This window comes from Paenibacillus sp. FSL K6-3182, assembly GCF_037976325.1.
Taxonomy (GTDB): Bacteria; Bacillota; Bacilli; order Paenibacillales; family Paenibacillaceae; genus Pristimantibacillus.
This window is the reverse complement of the sequence record NZ_CP150265.1, coordinates 4,634,943-4,648,079: the sequence shown is the minus strand read 5'-3', so window position 1 is coordinate 4,648,079 and position 13,137 is coordinate 4,634,943. Positions and strand designations below refer to the sequence as shown.

General features: G+C 44.8%; 14 protein-coding genes. 7 read left to right on the top strand and 7 right to left on the bottom strand.

Going from position 1 to position 13,137, the window contains the following annotated elements:
* Positions 1-72: 72 nt before the first annotated feature.
* The 3 genes from pepF to MHH56_RS20660 form a co-directional block, all read right to left on the bottom strand.
* Complete coding sequence (gene pepF, locus MHH56_RS20670) at positions 73-1,863, bottom strand: oligoendopeptidase F (RefSeq protein WP_339203542.1); 1,791 nt, start codon at positions 1,861-1,863, stop codon at positions 73-75.
* A gap of 194 nt (positions 1,864-2,057) precedes the next feature.
* Positions 2,058-2,240, bottom strand: coding sequence for a hypothetical protein (locus MHH56_RS20665; protein ID WP_339203541.1), 183 nt, complete (start codon positions 2,238-2,240; stop codon positions 2,058-2,060).
* A 132-nt stretch (positions 2,241-2,372) separates the two neighbouring features.
* Positions 2,373-2,606 carry a hypothetical protein gene (locus tag MHH56_RS20660; RefSeq protein ID WP_076266819.1) on the bottom strand — a complete coding sequence of 78 codons (234 nt, stop codon included), beginning with the start codon at positions 2,604-2,606 and terminating at the stop codon, positions 2,373-2,375.
* Positions 2,607-2,662: 56 nt separating this feature from the next.
* On the opposite strand from MHH56_RS20660, the gene MHH56_RS20655 reads away from it, so the two are divergent.
* From MHH56_RS20655 to MHH56_RS20645, 3 genes are all read left to right on the top strand, one after another.
* Complete coding sequence (locus MHH56_RS20655; protein WP_339203540.1) at positions 2,663-3,454, top strand: methylase; 792 nt, start codon at positions 2,663-2,665, stop codon at positions 3,452-3,454.
* A gap of 83 nt (positions 3,455-3,537) precedes the next feature.
* Entirely contained in the window at positions 3,538-3,735 is a 198-nt protein-coding gene (locus MHH56_RS20650; protein WP_054024152.1) for a cold shock domain-containing protein, read from the top strand.
* Between the two features lie 294 nt (positions 3,736-4,029).
* Positions 4,030-4,749, top strand: coding sequence for a YebC/PmpR family DNA-binding transcriptional regulator (locus tag MHH56_RS20645; protein WP_339203539.1), 720 nt, complete (start codon positions 4,030-4,032; stop codon positions 4,747-4,749).
* Positions 4,750-4,882: 133 nt separating this feature from the next.
* Here the strand turns inward: MHH56_RS20645 and MHH56_RS20640 are convergent, their stop codons facing one another.
* Positions 4,883-6,070, bottom strand: a complete 1,188-nt coding sequence (locus MHH56_RS20640) for an MFS transporter (RefSeq protein ID WP_083681702.1) — start codon at positions 6,068-6,070, stop codon at positions 4,883-4,885.
* 134 nt (positions 6,071-6,204) lie between these two features.
* Here MHH56_RS20640 and MHH56_RS20635 point away from each other — a divergent pair, with 134 nt between their 5' ends.
* Genes MHH56_RS20635 through pfkA form a run of 3 tightly spaced genes read left to right on the top strand, consistent with a single transcriptional unit; the run spans position 6,205 to position 8,626 of the window.
* Complete coding sequence (locus MHH56_RS20635; protein ID WP_339203538.1) at positions 6,205-6,522, top strand: hypothetical protein; 318 nt, start codon at positions 6,205-6,207, stop codon at positions 6,520-6,522.
* Positions 6,523-6,545: 23 nt separating this feature from the next.
* Positions 6,546-7,628, top strand: a complete 1,083-nt coding sequence (locus MHH56_RS20630) for a tetraprenyl-beta-curcumene synthase family protein (RefSeq protein ID WP_339203536.1) — start codon at positions 6,546-6,548, stop codon at positions 7,626-7,628.
* A gap of 29 nt (positions 7,629-7,657) precedes the next feature.
* The gene (gene pfkA / locus MHH56_RS20625) at positions 7,658-8,626 is read left to right on the top strand and encodes a 6-phosphofructokinase (RefSeq protein WP_076266824.1); all 969 of its coding nucleotides are present in this window, start codon (positions 7,658-7,660) and stop codon (positions 8,624-8,626) included.
* 74 nt (positions 8,627-8,700) lie between these two features.
* On the opposite strand, the gene MHH56_RS20620 is transcribed toward pfkA, so the two are convergent.
* From MHH56_RS20620 to MHH56_RS20610, 3 genes are all read right to left on the bottom strand, one after another.
* Positions 8,701-9,897, bottom strand: a complete 1,197-nt coding sequence (locus tag MHH56_RS20620; protein WP_339203534.1) for a putative glycoside hydrolase — start codon at positions 9,895-9,897, stop codon at positions 8,701-8,703.
* Between the two features lie 228 nt (positions 9,898-10,125).
* The gene (locus MHH56_RS20615; protein ID WP_076267060.1) at positions 10,126-10,314 is read right to left on the bottom strand and encodes a hypothetical protein; all 189 of its coding nucleotides are present in this window, start codon (positions 10,312-10,314) and stop codon (positions 10,126-10,128) included.
* Between the two features lie 144 nt (positions 10,315-10,458).
* Positions 10,459-11,259, bottom strand: a complete 801-nt coding sequence (locus MHH56_RS20610; protein WP_339209686.1) for a YitT family protein — start codon at positions 11,257-11,259, stop codon at positions 10,459-10,461.
* 194 nt (positions 11,260-11,453) lie between these two features.
* Between MHH56_RS20610 and MHH56_RS20605 the strand changes: the two genes are divergently transcribed.
* Positions 11,454-13,070: a DEAD/DEAH box helicase gene (locus MHH56_RS20605; RefSeq protein ID WP_339203532.1), complete on the top strand. Its 1,617-nt coding sequence runs from the start codon at positions 11,454-11,456 to the stop codon at positions 13,068-13,070.
* The last annotated feature ends 67 nt before the right edge of the window (positions 13,071-13,137 follow it).

The window sequence follows — 13,137 nt, the reverse complement described above, 5'->3', positions numbered from 1 at the left end:
CAATCCAGTTCCTCAAAAATAAACAGCAAAGAGACCGTCAAGCAGGCTTGACGGTCTCTTTACGTATTTCGGTTATTTCGTCAATTGCTCCATTTGACCAATAAGCTCTTCAAAGACGCTCATTGCTTGCTCAATTGGCTCAGGTGAAGACATATCCACGCCGGCTTTTTTCAAGATATTAATCGAGAAGTCTTTGCCGCCGCTTTTGAGGAAGCCAAGATAACGCTCAACCGCAGGCTCGCCTTCCTCCAAAATTTGTTTGGAGAAGCTGGTTGCAGCTGAGAAGCCCGTTGCGTATTTGTACACATAGAAGCTGTTATAGAAATGGGGGATACGAGCCCATTCCATTTCAATGTCTTTATCTACGACCATACCTGAGCCGTAGTACTGAACGTTAAGATCGTAATAGATTTTGCTAAGGTCTTGCGGCGTTAACGAATCGCCTTGCTCCGCGCGCTCATGGATGATTTTCTCGAACTCTGCAAACATCGTTTGACGGAATACGGTTGTACGGAACTGATCCGCATAATAAGTGAGCAAATACATTTTTTCTTTTGGATCAGTTGATTTGTTAAGGAGATAATCCATCAACAAAGCTTCGTTTAATGTTGAAGCAACCTCAGCAAGGAAAATCGTATATTGTGCGTCGCGGTAGTTCTGATTTGTATCCGAATAATGGGAATGCAGAGCATGACCCATTTCGTGCGTCAATGTGAACATGCTGTTCAAGTTGTCATTATGATTGAGCAATACATACGGATGCGTGCCGAAAGCGCCCCAGCTATAAGCACCGCTGCGTTTGCCTTCATTCTCGTACACATCAATCCAGCCATTATCAAAGCCCTCTTGCAGCACCTTCAAATAATCCTCGCCCAGTGGCTTCAAGCTTTCTTTTACTGTTTTTTTGGCTTCCTCATACGTAATGTCCATTTTGAACTCGTCAACGAGCGGTGCGAACAAGTCGTACATATGCAGCTCATCCAAACCTAGCAGCTTTTTGCGAAGCTCCATATAACGATGCATCAGCGGCAGATGCTTATGAATGGTGTTGATAAGGTTTGTATATACTTCCTGCGGAATGTTGTCACCATAAAGGGACATATCCAGCACGGAGTCATATTTGCGAGCTTTTGCATAAAAGCTGTTTTTGGTAACGTTAGCCGTCAATGTTGTAGCAAGTGTGTTTTTTAACTTGCCGTATGTTTCGTACACTGCTTTAAATGCCTCGCGGCGTACGTCTTGGTTTTTGCTCTCAAGAAACTGTATGTAACTGCCATGTGTCAGCTCAACCAATTCGCCTTTTTCGTTTTTCACTTTTGGGAATTTGAGGTCTGCATTGTTCAGCATGCTGAAGATTGTACCGGGAGCGGAGCTCATATTGCCTACTTGTGCAAGCAGCGCTTCCTCGTCTTTGGATAAAATATGAGCTTTCTGGCGACGCATTTCTTCGAGTGCATGGCGGAATTTGGCAACGGATTCGTTCGTTATCAATTGCTCAAGCTGCTCATCGGATAGACTGAGAACTTCAGGTGTGATGAATGATAATGCTTCGCCGGATTCCACACTTAGTTTTTTGGATTTCTCGGATAGAGCCTGATAAGTAGGTTCAGCCGTATCCTCATGATGCTTCATATTTGCATATACATAAAGCCGTTCAACATGCAGTGACAATTCGTCCTCAAGCTCGAAGCAAGCTTTAAGCTGCGCGACATCGGCTAATTTGCCTTGGTATTCGGATATTTTTTTGATTAATCCTTTTGCTTCTGCATATTCCTTGTCCCATGCCGCTTGGCTTGCAAAAATATCCTCTAGCTTCCAGCGGGTCTCAGGTGCCGATTCTGAACGTTTAGGTACGTGATTCATCGAATTCCTCCTTGGTATGGATAAGGTTGGTAAAGCATGCTCTGCATGTGCCGCGGACTCATTTGTAGCGGAAGCACCTGGCACGAGGCTTAAAACAAGCAGCAGGGGAAGCCATTTCATCCAGTTATCACCTCAGGACACAGTTTGTTTCTACTATGTCCGTACGGGATAACGAATATTCAGCTGCCTGCCGGCTAAGCTGTACCCATTGTGAAAAAAGCATATACGATCAGAAAAAACGCAAATGCAATAAATCCAATGGATACAAGTGCAAGACCTCTGCGTATGCCAGGAGGCAAGGTATCTCGTTTCAAAATAACGATGGCTCCTAGCGCGAAGGCTGCAATAATGAAAATAACTGAAGCGGTAGCATCCATTTGAAGGTAAGTCCTCCTGATTGTAAGCTGGCCTCAAAAGGCAGCATTCTAATTTTACCTATGCACAAATGCGTAACGATATGTTCGCCGCGATGTGTGAAATATCCTGCTGATTGGTTAGAAATAGACGGCTTATACTTCCTTTAGCGCACTCATAATGGATGCTAGTTCATCTTCGCGTCCAACAAAGTCGGCTGCGCGAAACCGATTCTGTGCCCAGTGAAGCATCTCAGGGCGACTAATAAAAGTATGTGTGTCCTCGCCCCATTGATCAGAAATTTCCCGAACAATAAGTGTTTTGCCTTGAACTTCAACCGTCAACATATTGTATTTGTCGGTCTTGTAAATTTCGTGTTTCTTAAACATGCGTAAATTCCACCCTTATAGTAGTTAATTATGGTATTCTTATCATCATAGCCATTATGGCGGCGGTAATCAATACGACGCTGCAAGAAGAAGCTATAGCTGTAACGAGAAAAGTTGAGATGAGACGAGCAGAGGAGAGTGCAAGAATGAGTAAACAGGGCTATGAGCAAATGGGAGTCGCTATGACTTGCAGAAGCTACGAAGAGTATTTAAGGATGTTTGATTTACAGCAGGAGGATCTTGCTAAAGGGGATATTCTTGATGTTGCAGCCGGGGGTTCGTCATTTACTGCAGAAGTAAACGAGAGAGGTTTTTCAGCAACTGCTGTTGATCCGCGCTATGGGGCAGGAATTGAGCAATGGATCTCTGAGGCAGCTGAGGAAATCGAAACATCAACAGCTAAGATTGCTAAAATTCAGGAGCATTTTGACTGGAGCTATTACGGGTCGGTTGAGAATCATCGAGCTGGACGCGAAGCATCCATTGAACGATTTAAAGCCGATGTATTAAGAAACGAGAATAAACAAATCTATATAGATGGCAAGCTTCCAGAGCTGCCCTTCAAGGAGAATCGCTTTTCACTCATTTTGTGCAGCCATTTTATGTTTTTGTATGCGAATCAATTTGGTCATGAATTTCATTCGCAGGCTGTTCTAGAACTGATGCGTATTTGTAAGACAGGCGGTCAAATTCGAATTTATCCGCTTATTTCGCTTAACTGGGAACCTTATTCGGAACTAGATAACCTGATTGCGATGATAGCTGCTAACGGAGGGCGCACAGAGCTTGGAAACTCCAACCTTCCGTTTATCCCTGGATCTAGTCAATATTTGAAAATTTTACTTTAATTGCTTTTTTGAAATGGGATAGCTATAATAATTTTACTCGCACGTTCAAATAAAACGGCGGTCATATTTAGGAGGTTGTTCAATTGAAAGGAACAGTTAAATGGTTTAATGCAGAGAAAGGCTACGGCTTTATCCAAACAGAGGGCGGAGAAGACGTATTCGTGCATTTCTCAGCGATTCAAAGCGATGGCTTCAAATCTTTAGATGAAGGGCAAGCGGTTGAATTCGACATTACTGAAGGTAACCGCGGTGCTCAAGCGGCCAACGTCATTAAACTATAGGAAAATGTGCGAATGGAGAGGGCTCCCTGGAAGCAGGGAGCCCTTTTTTAATATGAACATATTACCATTAATAGTATTTTTAAATTCTAATGTCAGCCTTTTATAAATAATCAAAGCATTTTTTATATATTTTGAAGCTGGGCTATTAAACCATCTTTGCAATACGAATTTCTAAGCCATAATCAGATCAATAGATAACGTGAAATAACCGCCGTTTGCGCTTGCTTTCATTGACCAAGACCTGTCTGCAATGATAAACTGTTGCTTGGAAACTTTGTCAGGGGAGCGAGCATAATGAAATTTAAATTGTTCAAAGACCGTAAAGGAAAGGCCGATCAGGCTAAAAATAACAAGTTCGTCAAGCTTGGACGTGAAATTTATGTACAAGCCCGCAGAGGTGGACCAAACCCAGACGCGAACTTTGGTTTGAAAACAGCGATTGCCAACGCAAGAGCGGAGCAAATGCCAAACGATAATATCGAGCGTGCGATCAAGAAAGCAGCTGGTGCAGGCGATGGCGTCGAATACGATGATATTATGTATGAGGGTTATGGCCCAGGCGGCGTAGCTATTATGGTTAAATGCTTGACGGATAATCGGAATCGTACGGCAGCGGACGTTCGTTCTGCGTTTAATAAACGTGGCGGCAATATGGGTGAGAGCGGCTGTGTAGGTTATATGTTCGACCATAAAGGATTGCTTGTTGTCGATCGTGAAGCCCATGAGACAGATGAGGATACGATGATGATGGTTTCGCTTGAAGCCGGAGCTGAGGACGTTATCGTCAATGACGACAGCTTTGAGATTTTGACACATCCGCATGAGTTCGAGCAGGTGAAAAATGCGCTTGAGAAGGAAGGCTACTCCTTCGTAAATGCTGGCGTGCGCTGGCTTCCGCAAACGATTGTTAAAGTCGACGGCGAAAATGCGGAGAAGCTGCTTAAGATGATGGATGCTTTTGAAGACAACGACGATGTGCAGGATGTATACTCCAATTTTGAAATTGTAGAATAGTATCTGCTTAAGCAATAAAAAAGGGCTGCTCCAAGCGTAGGTGATACGCCTTCTGGAGCAGCCTTTGTTTAACTATAAGAAATGATTTCATTTGTGACACGGAAGTCATATTGCTTGGTAGAACTAGAGCTCGTTATCGGTTCGTACGACTGAAAAAATATCTTGTAAGGAAGGCAGCCGCTGCAACCAGTGCTAAGGCAGCTCCCATGCGGAAGAAGGTCTCGCGTCCGAAATGCTCATAAATATAACCTCCGAACATGCCGCTGATCACACCGGCAAGTCCAGTCCAGACCACGGCATAAACGGCTTGGCCGGATGCGCGGAACTCGTCGGGAATAAGGTGGGACAAATAACGCAGCGCAGTTGAAAAATAAATGCCGAACGAAACGCTGTGCATGGCTTGGGTAGCAATTACCCAGCGTGGATCTTGAATATCGCTTAGCAGCCACAGTCTGACAGCATACATGATAGATGCGATCATAAGCAGCGGCAGCTCCTTAAATTTATGGCCGTATTTGCCGAGTAGAAACAAAATCGGAATCTCGCTCATCGCGGACACGAGCCATGCGAGTCCGACCAAAGAATCGCTTGCTCCCATTTGGCGCATGGTGACGGCAAGAAATCCCTCATACATACGGTGCGGGATCGAAATGGTCAAAATAATCAAAAAGAACAATAGGACATCACGCTGGCGAATAAGCTTAAAGAATCCAGAAAAATCGATTTTCCGAGCGCTTCCTTGATAGTCTCTAATTCTCGTCGTTAAGGCGAGGGTGATGGCTATGGTACAAAGCGCTAGCGGAAGCGTCCACTGTGAGCCAATTTCTTTTAGAATAAGTCCGAACGTATAAGCCGTTACTGCAAAGCCGAGCGAGCCGAATATGCGTATTAAAGCGTATGGCGTTCCGGTGTATTGACTTGATAATAGCAGCAGACTGTCACTCAATGGATTAATAGGTGTCTGAAAAAAATAAAAGCCCATCATAACAAGGCAAACAAGAGCAAAGTTTTCAATAGGGAAAAGCAATGAAATCATGACAAGCTGTCCAAATAACAGGATCATTAGCAGTTTTTTTATCGTTCTGAATTTGTCGCTGGCTATCCCAAGAAGGATATTCGCAAAGATTGATATGAACGGTCCTGTTGAGTAAATAATTCCAATTTGCTGCTCAGAGAAACCTCTATCCAAAAAGTATAACGGGATAAAGGAAACAACCATCGCAGCGGTAGAATAAGAAGAGAAGCTGTAAATTCGTAGTGAAAGTGTTTCCTTGCGTGCAGTCGAAGAGCGCTCTGCTGGCGCAATCTCAGATGTGTCCATCTTTTAAAGCTCACTCCATCTCTTTACAAAAACAATATGGTTCTCAGTATAACATGGATTAGTTATCGAACCAATGAGATTTGAAGCTGGATTATTATGAGCTGAGATGATACATTTAGAGGCGGAGGTTTACAATGGGTGCTTATCGTTTTGACTGGAATGAACGGCTTCGGATCCGTATTCCCGTGCTGGAAATGGAATGGGAGCAGTATGAAGCAGCTGTACAGCTTGCGATCGTAGAGCAGTGGGAACTCATTCGTGGGACGATCCCCGATCGCGTGAAAGAGTTTGAAGCGTTCATCAATGAAAAGCAGGCAAAGCTGTTTGAAGAAGATAGCTTTGAGCAATCCTGTATACTAAACTATGAAATTGCCGATTATGCAAGTAGGATAAACGACCTTCATATTTGGTATCGCCTAGAGCAGCAATTAGAGCCGCGCTGGCATTCATGAACGATTTTGAGGAGAGGTGCATCATGAGATTGACGACTTTGACAGGCCATCGAGTGCCCCAGAGCCCACTAAAGCTCATGCATCGCGTATATAAATATGTACTTCCCGAAGTGGCGCGAGAGCTCGAGCAACATCGCGTATTTGCACTGCGAATACCAGATGCTGAGCTGCGAACACAAGCTCTTAGCAGTATGGATAGCAAGAAGTTTCATTGCCAAGGCGGCGGAGTATATGCAGCGGCGAACTTAGAGCACAGACATGTGCTCATACCGTTAATTGTTGCGCTGCAGACCATTAGCGACTATTTGGATAATCTATGTGATCGCAGCACCTCTCTTGATCCGAATGATTTTCGATTATTGCATCAATCGATGCTCGATGCCGTCAATCCCGAAGCTCAGCTTCAGGATTATTATGCATTTCGCGATGAAAAAGATGATGGGGGTTATTTGCATCATCTGGTGCGAACTTGTCAGATCCATGTCGCGCAATTGCCTTCCTATGGGAGTGTTCAACAGCATGTGATCGAGCTAGTCACTTTATATGGCGATTTGCAGGTGTACAAGCATATACGCAAGGAATTGCGCGAGGAGCATTTGTTTGCATGGTGGGAGCAGCATCGAGGGAACTATCCAAACCTGAAATGGAATGAATTTGCTGCGGCATCAGGTTCGACGCTGGGCATGTTTATGTTGTTTTTAGCCGCAAGCGAGCCATGCTTATCCACCCAGGACGCTGCAGCGATCAAAAATATTTATTTTCCGCATGTTTGCGGACTTCATATCCTGCTCGATTATTTAATCGATCAAGAAGAGGATCAAGTAGGCGGAGACCTTAATTTTTGCAATTATTATGATAATGACAGTCTGCTTGTTGAGCGTCTCGGTACGATTGTGAACCGAGCGCGTGAGGATGTGAAGCAGCTTCCTGCTTCTCGTTTTCATCGTTTGATTATTGAAGGGCTCTTAGCCTTATATTTGTCAGACCCGAAGGTTCGCCACCAGGCGGATGTCAGAAATGTTTCTAGGAGGCTAATGAAGAACAGCCCGCTTACGCGTCTGTTTTTCCTTATTAACAGCATCTGGATTCGGAAACAACAGGCTTAACTATAAATAAAAAATGTGGAGGAATGACCATGTCTGCAGTCAAATCAATCGCAGTATTGACAAGCGGAGGAGATTCGCAAGGAATGAACGCAGCCGTTCGTGCTGTTGTAAGGAGTGCACTATATCACGGTTTGGATGTATATGGAGTGCAAAGGGGTTACCAAGGGCTTATCAATGACGACCTTAGACAAATGGACTTGAGAAGCGTTGGCGATATTATTCAACGCGGCGGTACAATTTTGCAAACAGCTAGATGCAAGGAGTTTATGACACCTGAAGGCCAACAGCGCGGTGCCGAAGTGCTTCGTGCTAGAGGTATCGACGGTTTGGTCGTTATTGGCGGCGACGGCTCGTATCATGGCGCTAATAAGCTAAGCAAGCTGGGCATCAAAACGATGGGACTTCCAGGAACGATTGATAACGATATTCCGTTCACGGATATTACAATCGGCTTTGATACCGCGGTCAGCATCGTAGTAGATGCGATTAACAAAATTCGCGACACGATGTCATCACATGAGCGTTCATCTGTTGTTGAAGTTATGGGACGTCATTGCGGCGATATCGCTCTGCATGCTGGTCTAGCAAGCGGTGCGGAGACGATTCTTGTACCAGAGGTTCCTTTTGAACTTACTGAGGTTGCAGAGCGTATGAAGACGAATTTTGCCAAAGGCAAGCGTCATTCAATTATTGTTGTAGCAGAAGGTGCGGGCAAAGGTGAAGAGGTAGCAAGACAGATTACTGCTAATAGCGGAATTGAGCCGCGTGTAACTGTGCTTGGTCATATTCAACGCGGCGGTACGCCGACGGCAATCGATCGTATTCTAGCAAGCCGTCTTGGTGACTTTGCCGTTAGACAGCTAATGGCTGGCGATTCAGGCAAAGGCTGCGGCGTTGTTAAAGGCGAGCTCGTAACGACTGATATTGATCTTGTTGTCAATACGAAGAAACCATTTGACACGGATATGTACGAGCTGGCACTTCGTTTGTCCCAATAAAAATAAATATAAAAAAAGTCCACCGCCGCTTAATAAGCGAAGGTGGACTTTTTTGAGTTTAAATATGATTTAAGCTAATTATAATCTACGTTAGGAGTGTATTTGTTTCCGGCATTCCATAGCAGAAACTCCTTGATGCCTGTTTCTTTCAAAGCTCTAATCTGAGCTTCGACTTCCGTTTTGCCATACTTCACAAAATGACCAGCGCCTAACCAGCTTGCAGTGAAATCTTGAATCCACGGGCGAATAATCGGTTTAACCTCCGTACCCGGATCAAGCTTCTTATGCGTATCGAGCATGGCGCCTTTTATAGTCTCATATGGGCTTTTGTCAGGATCCTTTTGTTTAAACCATCCTGTACTATAGTGACTGGGATAAACCATAGGTGAAATGACATGCACATCATTTGAAATTTTCACAAAATCTTGGCCAATGCCTTCGGCTGTCGGTACGGATGCCGCATAACCAAATATATCTACCGAAACCCTAACACCGAGCGGCTGCAGCTGTTCTCTAGCATATTTGACAAATCCAGCGACTGTGTCCACGCGGCTCTGATCAGCCTTGCTGAAGGTTAGTGTATCTGATTTGTTATCAAAGCCCTCTGGGAACCGAACATAGTCAAATTGGATTTCCTTAAAGCCAAGCTTTGCTGCTTCCTTGGCGACAGCAATATTATAATCCCATACTTCTTTGCGATAAGGATTTACGAAGCTCTCACCGCGATTGTTTTTCCATATCGTTCCGTCTTGCTGGAGGAAAGACAGCTCAGGCTGCTTTCGCGCAAGCACAGTATCCTTGAAGACTACAATTCTGGCTATCGGATAAATATTATGTTTTTTTAAAGTAAGCATAAGTTCATTGATATCTCGGATATACTTCTTCGAAGCGCCAACCTCTAGCAGTTCGGGTGTTGTAGTAGGATATGTAATGTAGCCGTTGTCATCTTTAATATCGATTACCATGCTATTGAGGTCCGTGTCGTCAAGCAGCTTTAAAAGTGATTCCATGCGCGCACCGCCTGCGCTGTGAGCAGTTACATAGATTCCTTTGATCGGCGGTGTTTCAGGCTGCGGGTCTTTTATGATGAGTCCATCGTGATTTTTCCCTGAGAGTTCGCCTCCATTTGCAGCTGCATCCGGATCAATGATGGTTTGGCCAGCTGCGGAATTTAAGTATGCAATTGCTAGCTGCTTCACTGCGGTGTTATGCTCTCCGCTTCCAGTGAGCAAGCTGTACAGCAGCAGCAATGTTGAAATGATGTTGTCCATTTTGCTCTCTCCCCGTTAGCTATTCTGTTCAAATTATAAAGCAGATGGCATGTCTGGGTCATTAACTTTTTTACAATTGTCATAAAACTCATATTGAAAATTTGCTAAAAAGCTGAAATAATGACTTGCGAATAGGGGATTATCGACACCGTTTTCCTGCAAAACAAACAAAAGCCAGCCGAGTGTGACTCGACTGGCGCATAAATAATCCGTGTGTGTCCCGCATTGTCATTGTAACAAAGCTTCTCTCTGCTGATTGCAAATACTGTGCTGCACAATTTCCATTGCGTCAGCAGGCTCTAATACTGCAAGACCGTCACGCAGCACAATGCTGATGTCCAATTCGCGTTTCGTAAGAAAAGGACTGAGCTCTGGGGCTAGCTTCTCTACAATTTGAGACAATTTGACCGTTTCCATATCCACCTGAGCCTCACCCTTTCATATCTAATGTTTAGGGGAAATCATATGGCAAGAAACCAAACTACGGGATACAAACATTATATCAGGATCATTTTCAAAAACATAGGGATACGGTGTAAAATCCATACCTGCGTATATGATTTAGTCTTTTGGCTTGTAAAAATCGCCGATGACACCAACCGTTTCTACGATGTTAATGAATGCACGCGGGTCGATGGTGGTAATCGTTTTGCAAAGCTCTGCTATTTCATATTTCGTTCTTACAGTCATCAGCATATCGCGATCACCCGAAGAATATGCACCGCGTGTTTTTATTATTGTAATTCCGCGCGGGTGCAAGAGCAGCTTTGCGAGCAGCTCTTCGGTTTTGGTCGTGATGATGAAGGCCGTAAGTTTAATATGCCTCACGTGGATGAGATCTACTACTTTTCCAGCGGAAAAAATAGCGACGAGCGAGTATAAGGCTAAATTCCAGTCCTTCGTAAACAAAATCAACACTGCAATGACTACGCCATTCAATAAAAATATAATCATGCCTATTGGCCAATCGTGTTTACGCGTTGCAATCGAGGCAATAATATCGAAACCGCCTGATGAGCCGCCGTACCGAAGTGTTAAGCCGCTGCCAAACCCGACTATAATCCCGCCGAATACAGCGCCAAGCATAAGGTCATCCGCAATTTTCATGACGGGTATGATCTGTAAGAACACCGTAGAGGCGACAACGGTGTAGACGCTCCATATAATAAAGCGATGACCTACGATAAACCATCCCCATAATAGCACCGGCACATTGAGGATAAAATAAAGCAAGGCGATGTTTCCGCCCGTAATATAGCCGACCATCATGGAAATACCAGATATTCCACCGCTAAGCAGCTGGTGCGGAATTAGAAAAAAATTGAAGCCCAGTGCGATAAGGAAGGCGCCTATCGTCATCATTGGGATTGTAAAAAGGTAACGCAGGGAATGCGGATTCAATAAAATCGCTCCAATGCAACCGACTTGTTTAATTCCTTTATTTTGGCATGCTTAGTATGGCTTAAATTGGTTTGCTGGTATTCATGATTGATTGTGTGCTATAATGATTTGGATATTCTTAAGTAGGCTGCAGATAAAAGGAGTTTGAGAAAAGTTTGAAAACATTTGCTGAATTTGGCTTGGAACCAAAAGTGTTACAAGCAATTACCGAACTTGGATTCGAGGAATCTACCCCGATTCAAGACAAAGCTATCCCTATTGCTATGGCGGGACAAGATTTAATTGGCCAAGCACAAACGGGTACAGGAAAGACAGCGGCATTCGGAATTCCGCTCATTAACAAAATTCCGACAAGCGAGGAACGCATTGTCGCATTAATAATGACGCCAACCCGTGAACTCGCTATTCAAGTGGCTGACGAGATCGGGAAGCTAACAAGGTACAAAGGTCTTCGCTCGTTGCCGATTTATGGCGGACAAGAAATTGGTCGTCAAATCCGTGCATTGAAGAAGAAGCCTCAAATTATTATCGGTACACCAGGACGTTTGCTTGATCACATCAACCGCAAAACAATCCGTCTTGAAGATGTACAAACCGTTATTTTGGATGAAGCAGATGAAATGCTTGATATGGGCTTCATGGAGGATATTCAATCTATCCTTAAGCAAGTGCCAGACGAGCGTCACACCATGCTGTTCTCTGCAACAATGCCAGCAAACATTCAGAAGCTTGCACAGCAATTTCTGAAAAACCCTGAGCATGTTTCAGTTATTCCAAAACAAATCACAGCTCCACTTATTGAGCAATCTTATATTGAAGTGCATGAGCGCCAGAAGTTCGAAGCGCTTAGCCGCTTGCTTGATATGGAATCCCCTGAGCTAGCTATCATTTTCGGTCGTACAAAACGTCGGGTTGATGAGCTTAGCGAAGCGCTTCAAAAACGTGGATATACTGCAGACGGTTTGCACGGCGACTTGTCGCAGAACCAACGCGACAGCGTAATGCGTAAATTCCGTGATGGCAGCATCGATGTATTGGTAGCGACTGACGTTGCTGCTCGTGGCCTTGATGTATCCGGCGTAACGCATGTTATCAACTTTGACCTTCCGCAAGATCCTGAGAGCTATGTTCACCGTATCGGTCGTACAGGCCGCGCAGGTAAAGAAGGTACAGCTTGGTCATTCGTTACACCTCGTGAAACGGACCACTTGCATTTCATCGAGAAAGTAACGCGTCAGAAGATGAACCGCAAGCCGCTTCCAAGCATCGCAGAAGCGATTGAAGGCAAACAACGCGTAACAGCTGAACGTCTTCTTGAAGTCGTTCAAAACGAAGAGTTCTCTGAGTACAAAGCGATTTCGATTCAATTGCTTGAGCAATATGATTCCGTTCACTTGCTCTCAGCAGCAATTAAATTGCTGACTGGCGAGAAGAAAAACGTAGAAATCGAATTGACACCGGAAGATCCGCTTCGCGCGAAAAAACGCAAGCCGGACATTCGTTCAAACGGTCGTCCATTCAACCGCAGCGGTTCGTCCTCTTCATACGGCGGCAATCGCAGCAGCAGCACTGGCGGCAGCGGTGGCGGCGGATATCGCGGTCGCGATGACAGACGCAGCAGCGGCAGCAGTACTGGCGGCAGCTCACGCGGTGGCTATGAGTCCCGTGGCGGCAGCAGCAGTGGCGGCGGCTACGCTGGTAAAAGAAGCAGCGAAGGGCGTCCAGAAAACCGTCGTCCAAAAAGCTCTTCCGACGGTTATGTAAATAACTAATAATCGTTTCCCTTGTATAACCAAAAAAATCGAGGAAGTCCGTGATCCCTAACGGGCATCTGGACGA

Bases quoted from the DNA above. Each gene is read 5' to 3' on its own strand.
- MHH56_RS20630 (WP_339203536.1), top strand. From the start codon at position 6,546: ATGAGATTGACGACTTTGACAGGCCATCGAGTGCCCCAGAGCCCACTA.
- MHH56_RS20645 (WP_339203539.1), top strand. From the start codon at position 4,030: ATGAAATTTAAATTGTTCAAAGACCGTAAAGGAAAGGCCGATCAGGCT.
- MHH56_RS20660 (WP_076266819.1), bottom strand. From the start codon at position 2,606: ATGTTTAAGAAACACGAAATTTACAAGACCGACAAATACAATATGTTG.
- MHH56_RS20655 (WP_339203540.1), top strand. From the start codon at position 2,663: ATGGCGGCGGTAATCAATACGACGCTGCAAGAAGAAGCTATAGCTGTA.
- MHH56_RS20610 (WP_339209686.1), bottom strand. From the start codon at position 11,259: ATGATGACGATAGGCGCCTTCCTTATCGCACTGGGCTTCAATTTTTTT.
- MHH56_RS20665 (WP_339203541.1), bottom strand. From the start codon at position 2,240: ATGGATGCTACCGCTTCAGTTATTTTCATTATTGCAGCCTTCGCGCTA.
- MHH56_RS20620 (WP_339203534.1), bottom strand. From the start codon at position 9,897: ATGGACAACATCATTTCAACATTGCTGCTGCTGTACAGCTTGCTCACT.
- pfkA (WP_076266824.1), top strand. From the start codon at position 7,658: ATGTCTGCAGTCAAATCAATCGCAGTATTGACAAGCGGAGGAGATTCG.
- MHH56_RS20615 (WP_076267060.1), bottom strand. From the start codon at position 10,314: ATGGAAACGGTCAAATTGTCTCAAATTGTAGAGAAGCTAGCCCCAGAG.
- MHH56_RS20635 (WP_339203538.1), top strand. From the start codon at position 6,205: ATGGGTGCTTATCGTTTTGACTGGAATGAACGGCTTCGGATCCGTATT.
- pepF (WP_339203542.1), bottom strand. From the start codon at position 1,863: ATGAATCACGTACCTAAACGTTCAGAATCGGCACCTGAGACCCGCTGG.
- MHH56_RS20640 (WP_083681702.1), bottom strand. From the start codon at position 6,070: ATGGACACATCTGAGATTGCGCCAGCAGAGCGCTCTTCGACTGCACGC.